Consider the following 20,848-nt stretch of genomic DNA (forward strand, 5'->3'; position numbering starts at 1 on the left):
TTAGTCTCTCACGCTGATTTATACCTCTCTCGTTCATATTCTAGTATATATCTAGTATATTACTTCATGATATCGGCCGGAAGCCGAAAAGTCAATAAATGGTCTCCCTTCCTTGACCGCCTCTTTCCCCTCACTTCCCCATCCACTACAATAGAGGGAAGAGCAGCCTCCCGCAGAGGGATGCCTCCGTACGATAATCCATGCTGTGGAGGACGCAAATTGTGAAAATCGATCGTCTGCTCAATATCATCATTCTGCTGCTGAATCGCCCGATCGTGCAGGCCAAAGACTTGGCTGAGCGGTTCGAGGTCTCGATTCGCACCATCTATCGCGATATCGAAGCGATTAATCAGGCCGGCATTCCGATCGTGACCTACCAGGGAGCGAACGGCGGCATCGGGCTCGCCGAAGGCTATCGTCTGGACCGGAACCTGCTGACGAACGAGGAACTGGCCGCGATCGTAACCGCGCTCCAGAGCGTGTCCTCCTCCTATCCGGATGAAGGGCATGCCATGCTGGTGGAAAAGATCAGCAGTATTATTCCCGCCTCGGAAGCGGAAGACTTCCAGTTCCGGACGAAGCAATTTGTCGTTGATTTATCCCCTTGGGGGAACCACGACAAGCTGGAAGCGATGATTTTGACGTTGAAAAAAGCGATTGAAGAGCGGCAGGCCGTTCGCTTCTCCTACCGCAACGCCGAGGGAGAGGCGACGGAACGGACTGTGCATCCCTACACCCTGGTGCTGAAGGGTCATGCATGGTATTTATACGCTTATTGCACCAGCAAGCTCGGGTTCCGCTTCTTCAAGCTCGTCCGCATGAAGCGGCTGAAGCCGCTGGACACCCGATTCGATCGGGAAGACATCTCCCTGGAGGATCGGCCATGGGACAAGGAATGGCATGCGCCCGAGCGCCTCGTCTCTCTCACGCTCCGCTTCGGTCCCGGCATCCGGCATGCCGCTGAGGAGTGGTTCGGAGCGGAATCGCTGCAGGAGGAGGAGACGGGGCATTCGATCGCCAACGTCTCCTTGCCCGACAATGCTTGGCTGTACGGCTTTATTCTCAGCTTCGGTCCCGAAGCCGAGGTGCTGGAGCCGGAATTCGTCCGCCTACGGATTCGCGACCTGGCCGCCGGCATCGCGGCGAACTACCGCGAATAGCTCCGCCCGTAATCACCATCGCGCATTTCAGGCATATATTAACTGCAAAGACTCTAATCAGGCGATTGTCCGCCTGACGAAGGAGAGAACAAGCGATGGTGAAGCTGAAGACGGCAGCGGAGATTGAGCAGATGAGACGGGCGGGGCAGCTCGTCGCAGCTTGTCACCGCGAGCTGGCCAAGTGCATCCGGCCCGGCGTCAGCACGCTGGAGCTGAACGATTTCGTGGAGCATTATATTGAAGAGCAGGGCGGACAGCAATATACGAAAGGCTACAAAGGATTTCCGTATGCGACCTGCGCCTCGGTGAACGATGTCATCGCCCATGGATTTCCCAGCCCGGAGCCGCTTCGGAATGGCGATATCGTCAAAATCGATATCGTCGCGGTGTACGACGGATGGGTGGGGGATTCCGCATGGTGCTATGCGGTCGGCGAGATTTCAGCCGCCGCGCGCCGGCTGATGCGGGTCACGAAGGAATGCCTCGATCTCGGCATTGAGCAGGCGCTCCCGGGCAACCGGATTGGCGATGTCACCCACGCCATCCAGAGCCATGCCGAGGCGAACGGCTATTCCGTCGTTCGCGACCTGCTAGGACACGGGGTCGGCCGCGCCCTGCACGAGGAGCCGAAGTTTTCCCATGTCGGCAAGCCCGGGCGGGGCTTCCGCCTGAAGGAAGGCATGGTCATCACGATCGAGCCCATGCTCAACGAAGGCACGCCTGAGATGTGGATCGATGATGACGGCTGGACCGCACGCACGTGGGACGGCCGCTTGTCGGCCCAATATGAGCACACCGTGGCCATCACGAAGCATGGCCCGATCATCCTGACAGAGCAGCGCTAGATCATTCCGGCTGCTCTGTCTTTCTTGTCTCCGGCAGGCCCGACTCGCTTCTGCTGCCCGGCCTGCCGGACGGCGCCGCCGCCTGCATCGGCGCGGGGCTGCTTACGCGCAGCCGCAGCAAGGATGCACGCGCGGCGCGAACGCCTCGCACGGGTACATATACCCGTACACTCGGCCGAAGCCGCGGCGCTTCAGCAGCCGTGCAGCCTTGCGGATATGCCGCTTCCGCGCCCCGATCAGCACTACCGTATCCCCAGGGCTCAGCACCTGGCTCCATACATAAGGCAGGCGGCCGACATACATCGACACCGTCTCCTCCATATGGCGGCAATCATAGTCGGCAGGCTCGCGCACATCCACCTGCTTCACCTCGGAATCCCCCTCGCGAAGCGCCTGGAGCTCATGCGGCTGCAAATACCGAAGGCCTTGCACGGGCCGATGCATCCACATGGCAGACAGAAGGCCCAATATCAATAACATGACGAGAATCCACACCGGCTTCTCCCTCCTGACAAATACCCCATACTGTATAATAGAGAGCAAAAAATAAATGAAACACATACCCTAACGGGTATGTATTATACACAATTTCGGCCGCATTGTAAATGCACCCGCCATGTCTCTCCGCCGTACCTCACCGGAGGACGCGACTCCCGCCAATCTGTACGCGGATACAATATTTTCTGGCGCTCGGCGCATATTAAGGAGAAAAGGAGGCATTTTTATGATCAAGCAAATCGCGACCGTCGCGGTCTATGTCGAAGATCAGCAGCAAGCCAAGCGCTTCTGGACCGAACAGGTCGGCTTTTCGGTAACCGCGGAGCATCCTATGGGTCCCAACTCCTTGTGGCTGGAAGTCGCTCCGGCAGGAGGCGGAAGCCGTCTCGTCCTCTATCCGCGATCGATGATGAAGGGCTGGGAGGAACAAAAAGCCTCCATCGTGTTCGAATGTGACGACATCATGTCCACATACGCAGCGATGAAGGCCAACGGAGTAGAGTTCAATGGCGAACCCAATACAATGCAATGGGGAACCTACGCCAGCTTCTCCGACCCGGACGGCAACCAATTTTTGCTGAAAGGCTGACAGTCCCTCGCCAGGAAGGGACCGCTTCTCCCCGCCGGAGAAGCGGCCTCCCTATCCGGCCAAGCCCGCACACAGCCCTCTCCCCGCTCTACACGCTATTTATTCAGCCTCGCCGTGCCGAACCGTTCCGATAACTTGTTCATATGGCTCTCGGCAATCTCGGATAGACCGATCCCGTATTTCTCCGACAGAATCAGCAGATTGGCCAATACATCGCCTAACTCCTCAACCAGCTCCTGTCTGAGCTCCGCCGATGATAATTGCGTCTCATCCGGACGATCACGGCCAATTTCCAGAGCCCGGACCACTCTGGCCACTTCCCCGACTTCTTCCATTAAAAAGCCGACTCGAATAAAAGAATTATATTGCGACCATTCCCGCTGCTTGTAAAAATCGCTTACCCATTCCTGGAATGCATTCATATCCATTTCCGTCTCTTTCCTTCCTTGTGCAAGATGTCTATACTAGAACATGCGTACTATAGAATTGAAGGAGATGCCACTTAATGAAAAAAGTATGTGTATTTGCCGGATCCAACCTGGGCAACCACCCCGACTTCGCCGCCTTGGCGAAAGAACTTGGCCAAGCATTGGCCGAACAACAATTCGAACTGGTCTACGGCGGTTCAACTGTAGGGCTAATGGGCGAAGTCGCCAACGAGATGCTCCGTCTCGGCGGCAGAGTGACCGGCGTCATGCCGCGCGGCCTGTTCCGCGGAGAGATGATGCACAGCGGCTTGACCGAATTCATCGAAGTAGCGGACATGCATGAGCGCAAGGCGACCATGCATCGCCTGTCCGATGCATTTATCTCCCTGCCAGGCGGGCTCGGAACATTCGAAGAACTGTTCGAGGCGCTAAGCTGGGCTCAGCTCGGCATCCACAAAAAGCCGATCGGCGTGCTCAACATTCAGGGGTACTTCACGCCGATGATCGAGATGATTCGCCACTCCATCCAAGCCGGATTTGCCAGAGCCGAGCACGAGCAGTTGCTGCTCTCTTCAACCGATCCGCGTGAGCTGCTAAGCAAGCTGGCAAGCTATAAAACGCCGGAATTCGGCAACAAATGGAATCAGCTCGACTAAACTCTGTCCGTCCGCTATCGTTACTGTGCAAGTTCTTCTGTGGAGATGTTCCGCCCGTCTGCCAGGCCTCTCCACAGATAGAACGCGGCATAGGCTTCTCAACATCCCCGCCGACGGCATAACTTATATCGCTACTCACGCTGCTCAACCGGTTGCCGCTTAAACCCGGTATCGTCTCCCATGACCACTCCCGCTCCCGACAGTACCCCGTATAGCGGCCTGCCCTGCACGATTTCCTTGTCCCTTAGTGCGCATCCTATCCAATACTCTATCCTATTTTTCCGAGCAGAACAAATGATCGCTTCTTTTCTGCACTTGTACTTTTGTCTCTTGCTACACTTCTGTTTCTACTCCGCCGCCAAGCTGACTGCTCGCTGATGGTACCGACAGACATGGGGTCTTCCGTTCCTTACCAGCACTCTCCCATCGAATCAGAAGTCGACTCCAGCAAGTTGAGAGTGCCCCCTTAGAAGTACTATACCATCGAATCAGAAGCGCAGAGCGAACTCCCATTAAAATAATCCGCTAAAAATCCTCACTTAAAAAAATCACTTAAAAAAATCATTTTTCAATCCTGAATATTCCATTTAGATCTTGAAACAAGAACTAATGTTCGCTATAATAGAAATAGAACAAACGTTTTGTGCGAAGGAGGTTGACGTAGGTGGTGGATAATCTGGAGAATATTGATACTCTTGAGGAGTTATACCGTCAGTTTCCGACAGAGTCCGCTTGCGCCGATTATCTTGTTCAATGGAAATGGCCGCATGGCTTCTCCTGCCCGCGCTGCAGTCATCATAGCGCTTATATCACGAAGACCCGCCGGCTTCCTATCTATGAATGCCGCGCTTGCCGCCATCAGACCACGCCTACCGTGGGCACCGTCATGGAAGGCAGCCGCACATCTCTGCGTAAATGGCTCGCCGCCTTCTGGCTATTTTCCCGTGCTCAGGAAGGAATCAATGCCGTTCGCCTGCGCTCCCTCATACAGGTTACATATAAGACCGCCTGGTCGATGCTTCATAAGATACGGGCGGCAATCAGCCAAGCCCATGCCGAGAAGCGGCTTTCCGGCGAAGTTCAGGGCATTGTCGTATTCTATGGCAGGGCCTATCGTCCATCTGTCGAACTCCATCCAGGTGAGTGCGCTCTAATCGTTGCTGAATCCATCGTGCCGGAAGAGGAGCTTCCTCAGCTCAAGATGACGTTGGTTGACAAGAAGCATGTTATCGAAAAACGCCTGTATCGAACCGGCTGCGAACAGTTTATTAACGATCACGTCGAACCGAGCACCGCTGCGCGTGTCTCCATTGTCGATCAGTATTTTCGGGTGCGCAGAAATAGCCCTTTGTATCAGACATTCCGGCAAGCATGCCGTTGGCTGAATGATACGTTTCACGGAATCGGTCCCAAGTACTTGCAGCGCTATGTAGATGAATTTATTTTCCATAAAAATTTGGATAACTCCATCAGCCTGTGGGAACGGCTTCTGTCATTATGTACATCTGTTGGTCTGTATTATTTCCATAAAAAGGAACCACATACAAGAGCTAACGCATTCAACTCGAGAGCGAAAGCTGCCTAATACTTCTTTATCCGTCCATTTTCGATCCACCATGCACATATCGTGCCTGCTAGCATTATTGGGGCGTTCAGTCTGAGCCAATGGGATAGTACTGATAAGGACCGAGAACCCTTAATTATCCCGGAGTATCATCTAAGATCACCATTCATAATTCATAAGTCATCAATCATACCTTGCGCCTGGTTTATCATCCAATATTCATTCATCATACATATAAGTCTGGTTTACTATCCAGTATCCATTCGTCGTGTCTATCCGCGGGTTCACCATTCAATGTTCATTCGTCATGCCTGTCCGCTGGTTCACCATTCAGTATCAGTCGTCACGCCTGCCCGCTGGTTCACCATTCAGTGTCAGTCGTCGTGTCTATCCGCTGGTTCACCATTCAATATCATTCGTCATGCCTATCTGCTGGTTCACCATCCAGTGTTCATTCAACGTGACTAACACCCGGGGTCTTCACCTTCCAGCATTCATTCATCGTACCTTTCGCCTCATTTCTAAAATCTATCACTTTTCACTGGAATTCGGTACCACAATCACCCAATCATATACTGGTCAATTTTTCTGTTTTCACATATGATTATCCGGAAGTCATTCTAGTAATGGGAACTTGCAACGACACGGAAAAGATGAATATCGAAAGGGTGGGATCCAGAACAATGAAAGCACTGAGAAAAGCGATTAGCGGACTTCTGGCTGCTACGCTGCTGCTGGCGCCGGTATCGGTTTTTGCGGCGGAGAATGTAAAAATGAACGTCAATTTCAATGAAGCCCGGGTGAAAGTAAACGGCAAGCTGGTGCAGAGCAACGTCCTGCTGTACAAGGGCAAGGTTTATGCTACTGTCGAAGGGATGGCCAATCTGTTCCAACTCGATTATTTCTATGATGAAGAGAGCAAGACCTTTTATCTTGGCATGCTTCCGGCCGGTACGATCTCCGATGAGGTTATTGAAGCTTGGGAAACGCTCGGTAAAGAGGTGAAAAAGACCGGCGAGTTGGGAGAGGTCGCTGGCGATCGCGGCGTAACAGGTATAGTGAATGAATATAAGGTAAGCATTCATGGCATCCCGGTCGAAGACGATACCATTTCGATCGGAGAGAATTTATATGTTTCGTTCCAGTCGGTGGCCGATATTTTAGGCCTCAAAATGAAATATGATCAAGCCACGAATACAACCTATGTCGGGTCGATTCCTGACTCCATTTTGAACCCTCAGAAGAAAGATTCCGCCAAGAGCAAAACGGCGCAGAGCAAAAAGTCAAAAATGTATGATGTGGCCGCGAGTGGAGATATGAAAGGTTGGCGTTTGCTAAAGGGTCACCCTAATGAGAAGAATATTGCCGTTTATTACAAACAAGATGGTTCCATCCTGCAAATGGAGTTCAAAGATATCCGCAAAGTCGATTTGAAGCGCAAGGTGCAGTGGGTGGATGACAATGGATTCAAGCATACCAATACGGTTGGTGAAATATACCAATTATTTGCATTGAGCAATCAGTACACTTCCGATTGGTTCAGCTCAAAATTCGGCAAGTTGTATACCGATTGGATGATGGTACAGGCCTTTCATGGCGAAACACTCGTGGAGGATTATCTGAGATCAAAAGGCAAGCTAAAATAAATTGCTGCTGTTCATCAAAATATAGTGCTATGGCGCTACTGGCCAAAGCGTTAAAAAGCGTTATAATAGAATCGAGTGTAAAAACACGGTCCGGTTGGTAGTCCGGGCGCATTCGCTGTCGCTATGAATATGGCTGCTGCGGATGTCAGTAACCTTCCCCCCTCGGGATGTCCCTCACTCGAAGTTACTTGAGGGGGAATGGAATGTGAAATTAACCGTTTATTTTGAGACCCCGTTCTGGGTAGGTATCGTGGAAGAGCAATTCGGCAATCAAGTGAAGGCTTGCCGTCATGTGTTTGGTGCAGAGCCCAAAGATGCCGAAGTGATGGAATTCGTGATGACCCGAATGAATCCGCTATTGGAGCAGGTTCAAAGCGGTGTTGAAACGGAGATTTCCCGTAAGCGTCCGGTCAATCCGAAGCGGCTTGCCCGAATCGTAGCAAGAGAGATGCAGCGGCACGGAATATCGTCGCAGTCTCAGGAAGCGCTAAGGTTGGAGCTCGAGGCGAGGAAGAAGGAACGGACGGTACGCACCCGCGAACAGCGCGAGGCTCTCAAGGAGAAAAAACGGAGCATTCGCATCCAAAAAAGAAAAGATAAACATAGAGGCAGATAACCTCTATGTTATCTTGGAAGCCCCGAGCGCACGCGCAGCGGGGCTTTTCTCTATTTTCGCATCGTTCTCGGCTGTCGACATTCATTTCCCGGGCAATCATTCCATGTCGATTTCTCCAGGCAAAAAACGCCATCCGCAACAGCCCTTATCTTGGTGCTATACGTGGCTGCGCTTGGGCAATTGCTGATCTAACAGCGATCGCAGGCCATCCAGATTCTCCAGCAGCTGCGAAGACAGCTCACCCAGTTGCCGATAGCTTCGGATCGCTTGCTCCGTCTGTCCAGCGTCAATCTGCCGTGCTGCCGTCTCCGCAAGAGAATGGACTCGGTCATGCCGCGCGACCATCTCCCGGAACGCCGGCTGCTGAGTCAGCAACGAACCCGGATTGGCTTTATGCGCTTCAATCCATTTCCCAAGCCGGCATTGTTGGGAATTGCCGATAATCTCAATATCGCTCTTGTCGTAACCAAGCATCCGGTTATAGATCCACCATTTCCATAACAAATGGTCGGTCTTGAGAACTCGAAGAAGTTGAGAATCGTTCAAATGATGGAACCACTGCAGCGACTCTGACCGCAGCTCTTCCACAGAGCGGCTCGTATGATATAAATGTTCACCCGTGTCTCTTGCCAGCGTAACGACCTGCCGGGTCTGATCGACGATTTCTTTCATATGCTCCGTGATTTCGACCGTGGCCGCCGCTTGCTGTTCGACGATCGAAGCTATCGACTCTTCCGACATTCCCATCTCGTCGATGGCGCGCATCATTTCCTCCAACTGTATGAATGCCCCGCGGTTCTTCTCATGCTGCAGCTCCATCTTGCCGGCCATCAGGTCGGTACGTTCCTGAACAGATGTTGCCAACTGCTGAATGTTGGCGATGACTTCATAGACCTCGCCCACGGATGTTTTGGTCTGCTCCGACAGCTTCCGAACCTCTCCCGCTACGACTGCGAAGCCTCGCCCTTCTTCTCCGGCCCGCGCCGCCTCAATCGATGCGTTCAGCGCAAGCAGATGAGTGGAATCCGCAACGGAGTTGATCATATCGACGACTCCGGACAGCTCCAGGAGCGACTGCTGCAGCTCCTCGAACCGGGCTTTGGTATCACGGAACAAGTCGGTCATCTCTTCCAATCCGTCTATCGTCTGCTCGACGATGGCACGGTTATCCTGAAGTGTGCCGAGCATTTTTTCGGTCGTGGCAGCGGCTTCGGTCGTCTGGGAGGAGACTTCCTCGATAGAGGCGGTCAACTGCTCCGCAGACTCCTGAATATGCTGGGCATCCTGCATCGACGCTTCGGCAGACATTAATAAGGTATGTATTCCGTCCATTTGAATCAGCTTTTCCATCGTCTCGCTATTCGTATCAAGCAAGCGGAATTCGTATGCCGACTGGTAGGCCTCCAGTACGATTTGGGCATCCAGCATCAGGATACGATGCAGGGCCAACAGCAGTTCTGATGCTTCAGCGGTGCGAAAGTCCTGCAGGATCAGCGGGACAAAGTATTCATATATTCGTAAAAAGGAGGATACGAACCACTCCGGCGCCAGTTGGATATGACTATGCACAACGCCAATCCTCTGCCGTATCCGGATATATTCTTCGTCAAGTTGAACGTTCGGAATGGAATTCAGATAGATGATGAACGTCTTGGCCAACCGTTCGCGCGTACTGTGACGCTCAATTAATTGCTTCATCTCGGGAATTTCGAACAGCAGCTCATAATGACGGTCGGTAATGGCCTTGGCGTACTTTTCGAAATAAGGAGTCAAACGCTTTAACAGCTTCAGGTCATGAGTCGTCATCTGCAGAAACATTATCTTGGTCCGAAGCGACGGAAGCGTTTCCATTTGCGCGGCTTCGATATTGCCTGGCATCTTCGGCTTTCGGTAAATCAAAATATCCTTCCTTTCTGCAACCAGATGCATGAGTTCTGTGTTCTATAAGTTTTTTTACACTTATGTAATAATACCATATTTTTCTGCGACAATAGTCCTGAATTTTTGAATCGGTTGCGGATGACAAAATCGTAAGCATGGCGTAAGTCAATTCAATAGGACTCGAAACTTGCCTTCGATACAATGAACATAACATACGACAGGACCGATGACGGAAGGAAGAGGCCAATGAGGCTAACGGGCGTTTCTATATACAAATCACTTCTGCTGCGGCATGCCGGCATCCTCGTCTCGCTGCTGGCCCTTGTGGCCGTCCTCGCAGGATGTACGGGGAAGGAAAGCAGCGCGCAGGCTATGCAGGGATCATCTCCCATTCAGTATCAAGTGACCGCCGTCTGGGATGACGCCGCTCATTCGCTGAAGGCGACGACGGTGCTGCATTTTCGCAATGAATTCGATCAGGCCTTGAAAGAGCTTGTCTTCCATTGGTATGCCGACAGCTACCGCACTCCGGACACGCAGCCGATTCATGAGCGGAAGCTCAATCAGCGCCTCGCATCCGAAGGGTTACTGGGGAGCGCTTTATCCGACCTGCCTGCCAGCGGCGGAGTCACCACGACCGCCGTAACGCTGGAGAACGGCCAGCCTCTGGAATACGAGCATGTCAATCAGTCTCTGACCGTACAACTGAAGCAGCCCCTTGCCCCGAACGGCACCGTGTCTCTCCGTATCCGCTATGAGATCCAGCTTCCTTATGGGGCCTGGCGGCTGGCCTACAACGAACAATTCGCCGGCGGCACCTATTGGACGCCGCAGCTTGCGGTATACAACCCGCTGCGCCATGCCTGGAACCGGGTGCCGAATTATCCCGGATACTCGAGCGATTATTTTTATGCGGCCGATTACGACGTTCATCTCCAGCTGCCCGCTTCCTGGATCGTCGTCACGACAGGACAGCAGTTGGAGCATCGCGTGCAGGACGGCGTGCAATCCACTCATATCCGCGCTAATGGCATCCGCCAGCTCGCGTTCTACGCCAGCCCGGACTATGCCGAGACGAAGCGGCCGCTTCCGGACGGGAAGTCCCTCGCGGTCTACACGTTGGATGACGGGGAACGGCCGTCCGAGCAATGGCTTGACGCCGCAGCCGATGCGATCGCGTTCTACTCCGATGCCATCGGGGAGCTGCCGGAAAAGCATCTGGCATTCGTCGAAGCTCCGTATGCCGGGATGAGCGACAGCCTTGATGGGGTCATCCTGTTCGGCCGGGAAGAGAAGCTGAACGGCCCGCTCTCGTCCGACATGCTGCGCTTGATTGCGAAGCAGTGGTTCGGTTCCGCGATCGGCGTCAATTCACGGACCGACGGATTCCTTGATGAGGGGATGTCCGAATTCGCCGCACGCTTTTATCGGCATCAGCGGCTGCAGGAGCCTTGGCCTTCCGCCTCAAACACCGATTACCGGGTGCTCGAGCTTCCAGCGGCCCGGCTCGGGGAGGACGCCATGACCATCTACCGCGAACGGGGCGCCGGACTGCTCGCCGCTTGGACGCAGACCGCCGGAACCGATGCCGTTCCCGTGCTCTGGAAGAGCTACTACAATCGCTACCGGGGGCATTTCGCGACCATAGAAGGCTTCCTCAATGTAGCGGAGGATGCGCTCGGGCAGGAGGCGCATGACCGGCTCTGGCAGTTGCTGAACAATCCGCCCTCATCATAAAAACAAGCCACCCGTGATTCGGGTGGCTTGTTTGTTTAGCCTTTATAGCGTTTAATGAATTCAACCGCTTTGCGGATGTCGGTCTCCGGAGAATCGCCGACTTCGCGTTCGATTGTCAAATAGCCGGTATAGCCGATATCGACCAAGGCTTGGAAATACGCATCGAAGTCTACTTTGCCTTCGCCGAGCGGCACTTCCTGGAATGGCCCGTCGGTCGCCATGTCCGCAATCTTCTCATGCGACATCGGCTCGAATCCGAGCATCCCGTAGACGAGGCGCGGATCGACTTCCCGCAGACGGACGCCGTCCTTGACGTGCGTATGAACGATGTAATCCTTCAGCGTATGAACGCCTTGCACCGGATCGTCCCCGGTTACCATCACCATATTCGCCGGGTCGAAGTTGACGGCGACCCCTTTTCCCGACAACGTATCCAGGAACGACTTCAAATGCGCCGCCGGCTCAGGGCCGGTCTCAATCGCAAAATGCGCGCCCAGGCTGTTCGCGTACTGGCTCAGCTCTTCACAAGCCTGCTGCATCGCATAATAAATCTCGTTCTGCTCATGCGGCACGATGCCGATATGCGTCGTCACGACGTTGGTTCCCATATCAAGCGCCAGATCGAGGATGCGCTTCGACTTCTCGATTTTGGCCGGATTCGCCTCTTTGTCCTGGAAGCCGTGTCCGCCCAAATCGCCGACCAGCGCCGATATTTTCAAGCCGAGCGAATCGATATACTTCGCCAGTTCCTTGCGCGCATCCTTCGACAAATTATCCGGGTCCATCTCGCCGCTGACCGCATAGATTTGCACGCCGTCCGCGCCTACTTCCTTCGCCTTGGCCAGCGCTTCCCGAAGCGGAAGGCGGAAGCTGTCCGTAATGACACCGATTGGATTCGTTAACAATGCCATGTGAATCACTCCTTAATCAGGTTTATGATGTAATGCGCTCTTGCGCGTGTTCCGAATTCAATTCCGCAGCAAGAGCGGGCCCGTCTAGCGGTTCGGGTAGCCCGTTCCCTTCCGCCGCTTCGCGGCATGGTCTTGGAAAAGAGGCGCAAGCTCATCCTTCAGTTCGCCGATCATAAGCCCGCTCGCAATCTCCGCCACCGTCCAGCCCGACTCTATCGCCCATGGGCCCCAGCCCATATCGGACGGCGATCCGAATACTTCGCCGAGCTCGACGTCGTACGCCCGTGCCCAGGCGCCGTCGATGTCCGGATTGGCGCTGCTGAGCTGGGCCTGGACCATGAAGTCCGAGCTCTCCGTCCACAAGTCAAGGAACATGCTGTCGCCGGTCACGAAGTAAGCCTGCATCCAAGCCATCGGCAGCCAGTTATTGGAATACAGGAGGTCGACGACAGGGTGCCCGTTCTCGGTGACGAGCGAGTTGTCCCGCATCCCGTTCTCTTCCCACATCGGCGCCTTATAGCCTTCATCCCATTCCAGATATGCGCCGCTCGGATGCTTGAAGCGCTGTAAATCCCCGGTTACCCGGTACAGCCACTCGCGGTGACGCTCATCCTGCGTCGACCAGTAGAGCCAGCTCAGCGGCAGCACGAGACGGCACAGTTCCTGCGTCTGGCTCTGCTCCCGCACCGTATCCGGGTAGACGCGCATCAACGCCTCCAGTCCTTTGCGCCCGGCATCGAGGAACAGCCGGATGCCGGTAAGCTGGTACGCGAGCAACAGCGCCGCGTAATAATAAGCGTTGTAATGCGCGCTCGGGAATTGGGCCGGCTCGCTGCGCATTCTGTGCAGCTCCTCGGGATGGCGGTCGAATATCATATTATTCGTGCGCGACACCCGCATGCCATCCGACCCGGTTGTCTTCAGCAGGAAGTTGAGCGCCAGCAGACAGTCGTCCAGATGACGTTCGCTGCCCTCCACGAAGCACTGCCACATTTGCGGCAGGATGGCGCGCGACACGTCATCCTGATAACAGATGCTCCACGCCTCTGCGTTAAAGCGCATCATGCCGGACCAAGGGACATCCTCTTTGCACAGAAAGTACTTGAAGACATAATCATGCAGGCGATTGGCAATGGCGAGACTGCGATCATCGTTCGTCACCTTGTAATGCATGAAATAGGCCATCGCCGTCTCGCCGATGCAGTCAGCCCGCTGTTGGCGGCTCAGCCGCTGGCTGCCGTCGCCGTATATCTCGGTGCCCCAGCCCTCATGCACCCCGGTGCGGCCTTCATCATACAGCACGCCCGACCGCTCGAACCAGCGGATGGCGCGTTCCGCGGCTTCTCTGTAGGAAGCGGCCCGCCTTCCGTCGGGGCCGGTGCTGACGACCGGCTCCAGCGGAGACAGAGCCGCGACCTCGACTCGGCGATCCAGCAGCCAGCCGATGACAAAGGCGACGACATGCCGGATGCGCTGCAGCGGAGAATAGCGTGCGCGCAGCCATGGGCAGAGCCGGAAGCCGCAGACGAGCAGCGTATCCCGCTCGAACCAGAGCGCGCGGTCGGACACTTCTCCGAAGAAGGAGTCGTCCAGCTCCACGCGGTCATGCGCATGCACCCGTGCATACTGCAAAATCGGCACGTCATGCAGGCACGCCCCCGCGAAGGGACGGAGACGCAGGCCGCACTGGTCATCGAGCAGCGCGCCTAGCGGGAGCCCCGCCAGATCCGTTTCCTTGGAGCAATAGATGAGACGATGATATCGCGTCGACTGAGGCGGCTCGCAATACACGTGGCCGATGCTAGCCACATATTCCGCGAATATCCGTTTGCCTGCCGCAATCTGCCTTTCCAGCAGCACGCGCTGATGCGCGGGGAACAGAAGAGGCGTCTCTTCCGTTCCCCCGAGCAGCGCAATCGCCTCGTACACATCCAGTACGCCTTCCCGCACCTCATCCGGATGCAGGACGGTCACCTTCGGCTCAATCAGCCGAATCGCCTGCAGCATATCATTATCATTACTGCGTGTAATTACAGCCAAAGCGGGGTCTTTGCCGTTCATGCTGTTCTTCCTCCCTCCCGCTTCTTCGCCATTGCATTAAGAGAAAACAATTTCGGTTCCCTTGGCGCTCGACTCGTAAATCGCGCAAAGGATTTTCATCAGCTCCACGCCGTCTTCCACCGGACAGATCGTCTCGGTGCGGCCGAGGCAGCAATCGATGAAATGATCGACTTCTTTTTGGAAGCCCCGTTCGAAATCAAAGCTGAGGTGGTCGATTTGCGGCGTCATGTTCAAAATCGTATCATGCTTTTCTCCCATAATGAGCAGCTGCGGCTCAACTTCCGCGCCGCCCTTGTCCCCGAACAAGCGGACGCTGATCTCGTCCTGCTTCAAATGCAGCGCGAAACTGACATCCACAGCGAGCGAGGCTCCGTTTTCGAAGCGGATCAGCGCGTTCGCCATATCCTCGACCGTGTTCACGTTCGCGTCGTAATCCGCCGCCTGGTAGAAGGACAGATTCTCGATATGGTTCCGGTTCCCGAGACGGTTGTACGCGTTGCCGCTGACCGATTTGACCTTCGGCTTGCCCATCAGATACCAGCACAGGTCGATGACATGGACGCCCAGGTCGATAAGCGGCCCGCCGCCGGAACGCTCCACATCGCTGAACCATCCGCCCGGGTTGCCCAAGCGGCGCAGACAGGATGCCTTCGCATAGTAGATTTCGCCCAGGTCGCCGGCGTCGATAAATTTTTTCAACACGCGGGTATTCATGCCATAACGGCGGACATAACCCACTTGAAGCGTCTTGCCGCTTTTCTTCTGGGCTTCTTGTACCGCCAGCGCTTGCTCCACCGTCTTGCAAAGCGGCTTCTCGACGAGGACATGCTTGCCCGCTTCCAGCGCGGCAATCGCGATCTCCGCGTGAGAGTTGTTCCATGTGCAGATGCTGACCGCCTCTACGTCCGGATTCGCAAGCAGCTCATGATAATCCGTGTAAATCTTCGCTTCGGGAGCCCCAAATTTCTTTGCCTTCTCCTTTGCCCGCTCCGCGTTCAGATCGCAGACCGCCACCAGCTCGGCTTCATTGTTCTTTTGATATCCTCCAAAATGCATTTCCGAGATCGAACCTGCGCCAATGACGCCTACTTTAACTTTGCTCATGATGGACTTCCTCCCATAGATATTGATAATAAAGAGTTGCTTAACTCCGGCTATAAAATAATCGTATTATGGCGCGTTTACACTTCAGACCAGATGCGCCGCGCATTTTCGACTCCGATTTTCGTACCTCTCAGGCAATCTTCCATGCCCTCGAATTCGATGCTTACGTATCCGTCATAACCCGATCCCTTCACCGTGCGGATAATATCGTACATTGGCAGATCGCCTTGCCCCACGATGGCGCCGCGCAAGTAATTGCCGTGCAGCGAGCGGAACCAGCCTTCCCCCGGATTGCGGTCCGCCGGACGGATGTAGAAATCTTTCAGGTGAACCATGGACGCCAGCCCGACATTGTTGCGGACGGCATTCAGCGGATTCTCGTCCGCGCACGTGAAGTTGCCCACGTCCATCGTCGTGCGGAAGTTCTCGCGACCGACCGCCAGTACGAGACGCTTCACCCGTTCGCTTGCCTGAATGTAGAAGCCGTGGTTCTCCACGCTTGTCGTAATGCCGAAGCCTGCCGCATAGTCGGCGATTTGGCGGCATGCCTCCACGAGCGCCGGGAAATCCTGCTCGAAGTAGCTGACATCGGTCTCCGGATAGGACCGCCATGCGACATCATGCCGCATGCGCTTTACGCCGAGACGATGAGCCACGTCCACATGCGACTTGACGCGCGCCACTTCCTTGGCGAACGCTTCGTCATCGAGTCCGGCGAAGTTCGCCCCGATGCAGTAATTGGACAATTCCAGACCGATTTCCGCCGCCTTCTCGCGAATGGCGTCTACCCGATCGGGATGATTGGCCAGATCGAGATCCATGTCCACGATCTCCGCGTGATCGGCTCCTTGCGCCTTAATCCAGTCCAGCACGTCCAGTACCGTCATCCGTATATCCTGCAGCGCGGCATGCAAGCTGTAAATACTAACTCCTAATTTCACCCTGGCTCACTCCATTTCGTCTTGGTTCAACCGGCTTGTATCCCGTCCTGCTGCTGCAAACGGTTACAGTTCCGGCCGTTCCTCTCACCTCTATTATAGGAAAGCCCGTGCAAAACACATTGAACTATAGTCCACAATTGTTGGACTTTCTTACACAAATAAACCCGGCAAGCCGGGTTCCAAGGCAAATGTATCAATGAATTCGTTCCTATGGGCAGGAACGACACGGCGTGCCGTACTTAAATAGTCAACCCTAATCATCCCCTGGCCTCTTACGACCGCTATCCCATCGGCGCAGGAAACTAACTGCTCATGCTCTCTTATCACCAATATCCCATCAGCGCAGGATACGAACCTGCTCTTGCTCTCTTATCACCAATATCCCCTCGGCGCAGAAACGAACTGCTCATTCTCTTCTTATCACCAATATCCCCTCGGCGCAGAAAACGAACCTGCTCTTGCTCTCTTTTCACCGATATCCCCCCGGCGCAGGAAACAAACTGCTCTTGCTCTCTTTTCACCAATATCCCCCCGGCGCAGAAACGAACTGCTCATTCTCTTCTTATCACCAATATCCCATCGGCGCAGAAAACGAACCTGCTCTTGCTCTCTTTTCACCAATATCCCCTCGGCACAGGAAACGAACTGCTCTTGCTCTCCTATGACCAACATCCCATCGACGGAGGAAGCTTGCATCTAAAAGTCTCCCTCTTGCGACCAGTATCCCATCGGAACAGAAAAAATAATTCTGACTTAATGGGATAGTACTCATAAGGACATCAAAGGGCATGAGACAACAAGCTAGGCAGGGAACCTGAACCGATGGCAGAGTGAACATAAGAGCAAAGAGGACAACCACTGCGCCGCCACGCCAGGCCGAAGCCAAGGCGGGGCGCTGCCTGCCGGGTCTAAGGAGCATCCGCCTTGGCTCCGGCTTGCTCCAGCAGCCGCGCGATCTCGGTGAAGCCGCGCGAACGGGCATGGCTGAGAGCGGTCACCCCGTCTCGATCCGGGATGTTCACGTCCGCGCCATGCCGGATCAGCAGCTCCACCGCCCTCTGGTGCGGCTCCCCGCCGCTGCCCAGCACGACCGCCTCCATCAGGGCGGTCCAGCCGAGGTTGTTCACATGGTTCACATCCACATCCGACGACGTCAGCAAATACTCGATGACGTCCAGATGCGCGTGCTCCGCCGCCGGGATAAGCGCCGTTCCGCCGAAGCGGTTCGTCCGCTTCGTATCCGCTCCCGCTTCAATCGTCAGCTTCAAAATATCAAGCAGCCCCTCCGCGCCCGCATATAAATACGGATTGTCCCGGTTATCCGCCTGGATATTGACATCCGCCCCTGCGTCAATCAGAAGGCGAACGGCCTCCGTATGTCCGCCGAGCGTCGCCAGCATCGCCGGCGTGCGCCCGCTGCCATCCTGCGCATTGATATCGGCGCCTTCCTTAATATACCGCCGGACGTCTTCCTCCTTGCCCTTCTTCGCCGCGTCAAGCAGCGCCGCATCGCGGGCCTTCGCTTCCCTGCTTCTGCTGTCCTTCCCCGGTTCCTCCTGCATATGGCCGCCTGCGGAGCGATCCGCCGCGATACCGCAGCCCGACGCCAACACGAGCGACAGGCAGAGCAATACTGCGCGCAGCATCATGAATCCCCTCCTCGATTACCCAATTATCTCGCTTTACTGTATCACGTCCCCACCGATAGCTAAAATATTTTCATTGTTCGCGTTCCATATGATTCGGATCTGACGGGGCCCGCAGGCCCCGCCCGGCATCATTCCTCCGCCTCATGGACAATGCTCAAGCCTTCCACATGCTTGCGCTCCATCAGCTTCCGCTTTTTCCGGTTCTCCTTCGTCTCGAATACGATGTCCATATCATAATTTTCCGGATACAATTCCTTGCCTTCAATATACAGCGACAGCCGCTTATGATTGATTTTGACCTTTTGCCGCTCGATCATCACCCCGACATTGCCCCGCGCATCCGCTGCTTCATATACGATTCCGGTTCGCCCCAGATACGAGATATAGACGCAATCGCCAATCTCCAGCGGACGGTCCTGCTTCGCCTTCCCTGCAGCCGAATTGTCCGCTGCCCCAAGCCCAGACGAAGCGGCCCCGTCAACAATCGCGGGCCCGTCAATGGCTTCGGGCGCCTCGGAGTCAAGCATCGGCCGGGACACCGACTCCGACATGGTATCGCCAACCCGCAGCAATGCGGCGTCATAGCCCGCCGCCGTCCCCGCTTCCGCATCCACGCGCAGCCCCGGCCCTTCCTCCCTGCGCGCCGCCAGTTCCTCCGCCCTGCGGATCAGCTCCGGGTCCAGCCCGAGCTTCCGTGAGATGAGGAAGGCGTAGCTGCTGCCGGCTTCTCCGATGCAGAGCCGATAGAGCGGCTGCAGCGTATCCGGATCGAACTCCATCCGGGCGTTGCGGAAGCCCGGCGTGACGCCGGCGAAATGCTTGATCTCGTTGTAGTGGGTCGTCGCGATGACCATCGTCCCGCGCCGCGCCAGCTCCTCCAGCAGCGCTATCGACAGGGCGACCCCTTCACCCGGATCGGTGCCCGACGCCATCTCGTCGATAAGCACGAGCGTCGCCTCATCCGCAAAGGCCAGCATATCGATGACCCGCGTAATATGAGCCGAGAACGTGCTGAGCGACTGCTCCAGGCTCTGCCCGTCGCCGATATCGGCCGCGATATGGCGGAACACCGGGAAGCTGCTTCCTTCCCCGGCAGGCACGAGCAAGCCGGACTGCACCATCAGGCACAGCAGCCCGACCGTCTTGAGCGCCACCGTCTTGCCGCCCGTGTTCGGCCCGGTGACAATCAAGGCCCGGTAGCCCCGCCCGATCTGAATATCGAGCGGCACCGTGCCGCCGCCGAGCAGCGGATGCTTCGCCTGCCGCAGATTGACGACGCCGTTCTCGTTCAGCCGGACCGGCTGCCCTTCGATCGATTGCGCATATTTCCCCCGCGCGAACACATAGTCATACCAGCCCACCGTCTCCGCGTTGCGGCGCAGTTCTTCCGCCTTTCCTTCGAGCAACTCGGTCAAATAGCTGAGAATCTTCGCCTCTTCCTTCCCTTCCTCGATACGAAGGATCGCCAGCTCCTGCTGCAGCACGGCCAGTTCCTGCGGCTCGACATAGACCGTCTGCCCGCTGGACGATTCGTCAACGACGCTGCCCTTGATCTGCTTCCGGTACTCCTTTTTGATCGGAAAAACATAGCGTCCGTTCCGCTGGCTGACGAGATTTTCCTGCATCAGCGAGCGGTACCGGTTCAACAGCGCGTCGATTTTGCCGCGGATCTTGTCTTCGACGGCCGTCAATTTGCGCCGGACCTTATGCAGCTCCTTGCTCGCCTCATCCCGAATCCGGCCATGCGCGAGGCAGCGGTCGATCTCGGACGCCACCCCGTCCAGCGGATGCATTGAAGCCGCATAGGCGGCGACCGTCGGGGCGATTCCCTCCTTGGACCGCATATAGGCGATAAGCTGCGAGCAACTGTGCAGGAACTGCCGTACATGGGCAATATCCTTCTCGCCGAACAGATACCCTGACCCAAGCAGAGACAGCACTGTATCCATTCCTTGCAGGGAAGGGATTGGAACGCTCGCCCCCTTGGCAAGCATCTGCGTCGCCTCTTCGGTCTCCAGCAGCGCATGCTGCACCGCCTTGGCATCGGTGAGCGGCTTCATCTCCTCAATATGCCGCTGCCCGGCATAAGAGAGAGCATACTTCATTACCTCCTGCTTCACGCGTCCGTATTCCAGGCGCTCCAGCATTTTGTCATCCATTGTTCAGCACTCCTTCTCATATCTTCATCCAATACAGATGTCCGCCTACGACAAAAAAAGGCAGAAGAATGCGCAAGTATCGCATCTTCTGCCTTCCGTCATAACGTATCGGGACCCGACGCTCCCCGGTTCCTCCCCGGGCAGCCCCATCACGTGCAAGGATCCGGGACGCGTGCCATAGGCATGCGTCTCCCCTCTCCTGAACACAAAAAAACCGTGCTCTAACAACAGCACGGATCGGTGTCGCCTGCAGACGTTAATCTTGGCTTCAAATGAATATCCGCTGTTCTTAACTAATTCCGGAAGTCTGAATCGCACATGCTCAAATAAACGTCCAGCAAGACGCATTTTCGAACAAATGCAAGGCTTCCCTATGGAATTGATTAGTTAAGAACGACCGCCA

The 20,848-nt window shown here is 55.4% G+C and carries 18 protein-coding genes; 8 read left to right on the forward strand and 10 right to left on the reverse strand.

The window, feature by feature from the left end:
• The first annotated feature begins 221 nt into the window (after positions 1 to 221).
• Positions 222 to 1,160 (forward strand): WYL domain-containing protein, encoded by a 939-nt coding sequence (locus ABD76_RS21495; RefSeq protein ID WP_197259141.1) that lies wholly within the window; start codon positions 222 to 224, stop codon positions 1,158 to 1,160.
• 95 nt (positions 1,161 to 1,255) lie between these two features.
• The gene (gene map / locus ABD76_RS21500; protein ID WP_197259142.1) at positions 1,256 to 2,005 is read left to right on the forward strand and encodes a type I methionyl aminopeptidase; all 750 of its coding nucleotides are present in this window, start codon (positions 1,256 to 1,258) and stop codon (positions 2,003 to 2,005) included.
• Between the two features lie 102 nt (positions 2,006 to 2,107).
• Here map and ABD76_RS21505 read toward each other — a convergent pair whose 3' ends face one another.
• Positions 2,108 to 2,500 (reverse strand): rhodanese-like domain-containing protein, encoded by a 393-nt coding sequence (locus ABD76_RS21505; RefSeq protein WP_197259143.1) that lies wholly within the window; start codon positions 2,498 to 2,500, stop codon positions 2,108 to 2,110.
• Positions 2,501 to 2,729: 229 nt separating this feature from the next.
• On the opposite strand from ABD76_RS21505, the gene ABD76_RS21510 reads away from it, so the two are divergent.
• Positions 2,730 to 3,092 (forward strand): VOC family protein, encoded by a 363-nt coding sequence (locus tag ABD76_RS21510; RefSeq protein ID WP_197259144.1) that lies wholly within the window; start codon positions 2,730 to 2,732, stop codon positions 3,090 to 3,092.
• 95 nt (positions 3,093 to 3,187) lie between these two features.
• Here the strand turns inward: ABD76_RS21510 and ABD76_RS21515 are convergent, their stop codons facing one another.
• Complete coding sequence (locus ABD76_RS21515) at positions 3,188 to 3,520, reverse strand: MazG nucleotide pyrophosphohydrolase domain-containing protein (RefSeq protein ID WP_197259145.1); 333 nt, start codon at positions 3,518 to 3,520, stop codon at positions 3,188 to 3,190.
• Positions 3,521 to 3,597: 77 nt separating this feature from the next.
• Between ABD76_RS21515 and ABD76_RS21520 the strand changes: the two genes are divergently transcribed.
• From ABD76_RS21520 to ABD76_RS21535, 4 genes are all read left to right on the forward strand, one after another.
• Complete coding sequence (locus ABD76_RS21520) at positions 3,598 to 4,176, forward strand: LOG family protein (RefSeq protein ID WP_197259146.1); 579 nt, start codon at positions 3,598 to 3,600, stop codon at positions 4,174 to 4,176.
• Positions 4,177 to 4,843: 667 nt separating this feature from the next.
• Positions 4,844 to 5,761 carry a transposase gene (locus ABD76_RS21525; RefSeq protein WP_197259163.1) on the forward strand — a complete coding sequence of 306 codons (918 nt, stop codon included), beginning with the start codon at positions 4,844 to 4,846 and terminating at the stop codon, positions 5,759 to 5,761.
• Between the two features lie 662 nt (positions 5,762 to 6,423).
• Positions 6,424 to 7,386, forward strand: a complete 963-nt coding sequence (locus ABD76_RS21530; protein ID WP_197259147.1) for a hypothetical protein — start codon at positions 6,424 to 6,426, stop codon at positions 7,384 to 7,386.
• A 205-nt stretch (positions 7,387 to 7,591) separates the two neighbouring features.
• A complete protein-coding gene (locus ABD76_RS21535) occupies positions 7,592 to 8,002 on the forward strand; it encodes a DUF2992 family protein (RefSeq protein WP_197259148.1) in 411 nt (136 codons plus the stop codon).
• 156 nt (positions 8,003 to 8,158) lie between these two features.
• Here the strand turns inward: ABD76_RS21535 and ABD76_RS21540 are convergent, their stop codons facing one another.
• Positions 8,159 to 9,901 (reverse strand): protoglobin domain-containing protein, encoded by a 1,743-nt coding sequence (locus ABD76_RS21540; RefSeq protein ID WP_242069705.1) that lies wholly within the window; start codon positions 9,899 to 9,901, stop codon positions 8,159 to 8,161.
• 228 nt (positions 9,902 to 10,129) lie between these two features.
• Between ABD76_RS21540 and ABD76_RS21545 the strand changes: the two genes are divergently transcribed.
• Positions 10,130 to 11,620, forward strand: a complete 1,491-nt coding sequence (locus tag ABD76_RS21545) for a gluzincin family metallopeptidase (RefSeq protein WP_197259150.1) — start codon at positions 10,130 to 10,132, stop codon at positions 11,618 to 11,620.
• A gap of 35 nt (positions 11,621 to 11,655) precedes the next feature.
• Here the strand turns inward: ABD76_RS21545 and ABD76_RS21550 are convergent, their stop codons facing one another.
• The 7 genes from ABD76_RS21550 to ABD76_RS21580 form a co-directional block, all read right to left on the reverse strand.
• Positions 11,656 to 12,531 carry a sugar phosphate isomerase/epimerase family protein gene (locus ABD76_RS21550; RefSeq protein WP_181454584.1) on the reverse strand — a complete coding sequence of 292 codons (876 nt, stop codon included), beginning with the start codon at positions 12,529 to 12,531 and terminating at the stop codon, positions 11,656 to 11,658.
• Between the two features lie 84 nt (positions 12,532 to 12,615).
• On the reverse strand, positions 12,616 to 14,592 hold the full coding sequence (locus ABD76_RS21555; RefSeq protein ID WP_197259151.1) for a hypothetical protein: 1,977 nt from the start codon (positions 14,590 to 14,592) through the stop codon (positions 12,616 to 12,618).
• A gap of 36 nt (positions 14,593 to 14,628) precedes the next feature.
• A complete protein-coding gene (locus ABD76_RS21560; protein ID WP_197259152.1) occupies positions 14,629 to 15,696 on the reverse strand; it encodes a Gfo/Idh/MocA family protein in 1,068 nt (355 codons plus the stop codon).
• Positions 15,697 to 15,773: 77 nt separating this feature from the next.
• On the reverse strand, positions 15,774 to 16,637 hold the full coding sequence (locus ABD76_RS21565) for a TIM barrel protein (protein WP_197259153.1): 864 nt from the start codon (positions 16,635 to 16,637) through the stop codon (positions 15,774 to 15,776).
• Positions 16,638 to 17,057: 420 nt separating this feature from the next.
• Positions 17,058 to 17,333, reverse strand: a complete 276-nt coding sequence (locus ABD76_RS21570) for a hypothetical protein (RefSeq protein ID WP_197259154.1) — start codon at positions 17,331 to 17,333, stop codon at positions 17,058 to 17,060.
• 212 nt (positions 17,334 to 17,545) lie between these two features.
• Entirely contained in the window at positions 17,546 to 18,286 is a 741-nt protein-coding gene (locus ABD76_RS21575; protein WP_197259155.1) for an ankyrin repeat domain-containing protein, read from the reverse strand.
• 128 nt (positions 18,287 to 18,414) lie between these two features.
• Positions 18,415 to 20,445 (reverse strand): endonuclease MutS2, encoded by a 2,031-nt coding sequence (locus tag ABD76_RS21580; protein ID WP_197259156.1) that lies wholly within the window; start codon positions 20,443 to 20,445, stop codon positions 18,415 to 18,417.
• Between the last annotated feature and the right edge of the window lie 403 nt (positions 20,446 to 20,848).

Origin of the sequence: Paenibacillus dendritiformis (genome assembly GCF_015845845.1) — a bacterium.
Classification (GTDB): domain Bacteria; phylum Bacillota; class Bacilli; order Paenibacillales; family Paenibacillaceae; genus Paenibacillus_B; species Paenibacillus_B dendritiformis_C.

Bases quoted from the DNA above. Each gene is read 5' to 3' on its own strand.
- ABD76_RS21530 (WP_197259147.1), top strand. From the start codon at position 6,424: ATGAAAGCACTGAGAAAAGCGATTAGCGGACTTCTGGCTGCTACGCTG.
- ABD76_RS21580 (WP_197259156.1), bottom strand. From the start codon at position 20,445: ATGGATGACAAAATGCTGGAGCGCCTGGAATACGGACGCGTGAAGCAG.
- ABD76_RS21515 (WP_197259145.1), bottom strand. From the start codon at position 3,520: ATGGATATGAATGCATTCCAGGAATGGGTAAGCGATTTTTACAAGCAG.
- ABD76_RS21545 (WP_197259150.1), top strand. From the start codon at position 10,130: ATGAGGCTAACGGGCGTTTCTATATACAAATCACTTCTGCTGCGGCAT.
- ABD76_RS21520 (WP_197259146.1), top strand. From the start codon at position 3,598: ATGAAAAAAGTATGTGTATTTGCCGGATCCAACCTGGGCAACCACCCC.
- ABD76_RS21570 (WP_197259154.1), bottom strand. From the start codon at position 17,333: ATGCAAGCTTCCTCCGTCGATGGGATGTTGGTCATAGGAGAGCAAGAG.
- ABD76_RS21555 (WP_197259151.1), bottom strand. From the start codon at position 14,592: ATGAACGGCAAAGACCCCGCTTTGGCTGTAATTACACGCAGTAATGAT.
- map (WP_197259142.1), top strand. From the start codon at position 1,256: ATGGTGAAGCTGAAGACGGCAGCGGAGATTGAGCAGATGAGACGGGCG.
- ABD76_RS21560 (WP_197259152.1), bottom strand. From the start codon at position 15,696: ATGAGCAAAGTTAAAGTAGGCGTCATTGGCGCAGGTTCGATCTCGGAA.
- ABD76_RS21550 (WP_181454584.1), bottom strand. From the start codon at position 12,531: ATGGCATTGTTAACGAATCCAATCGGTGTCATTACGGACAGCTTCCGC.
- ABD76_RS21575 (WP_197259155.1), bottom strand. From the start codon at position 18,286: ATGATGCTGCGCGCAGTATTGCTCTGCCTGTCGCTCGTGTTGGCGTCG.
- ABD76_RS21510 (WP_197259144.1), top strand. From the start codon at position 2,730: ATGATCAAGCAAATCGCGACCGTCGCGGTCTATGTCGAAGATCAGCAG.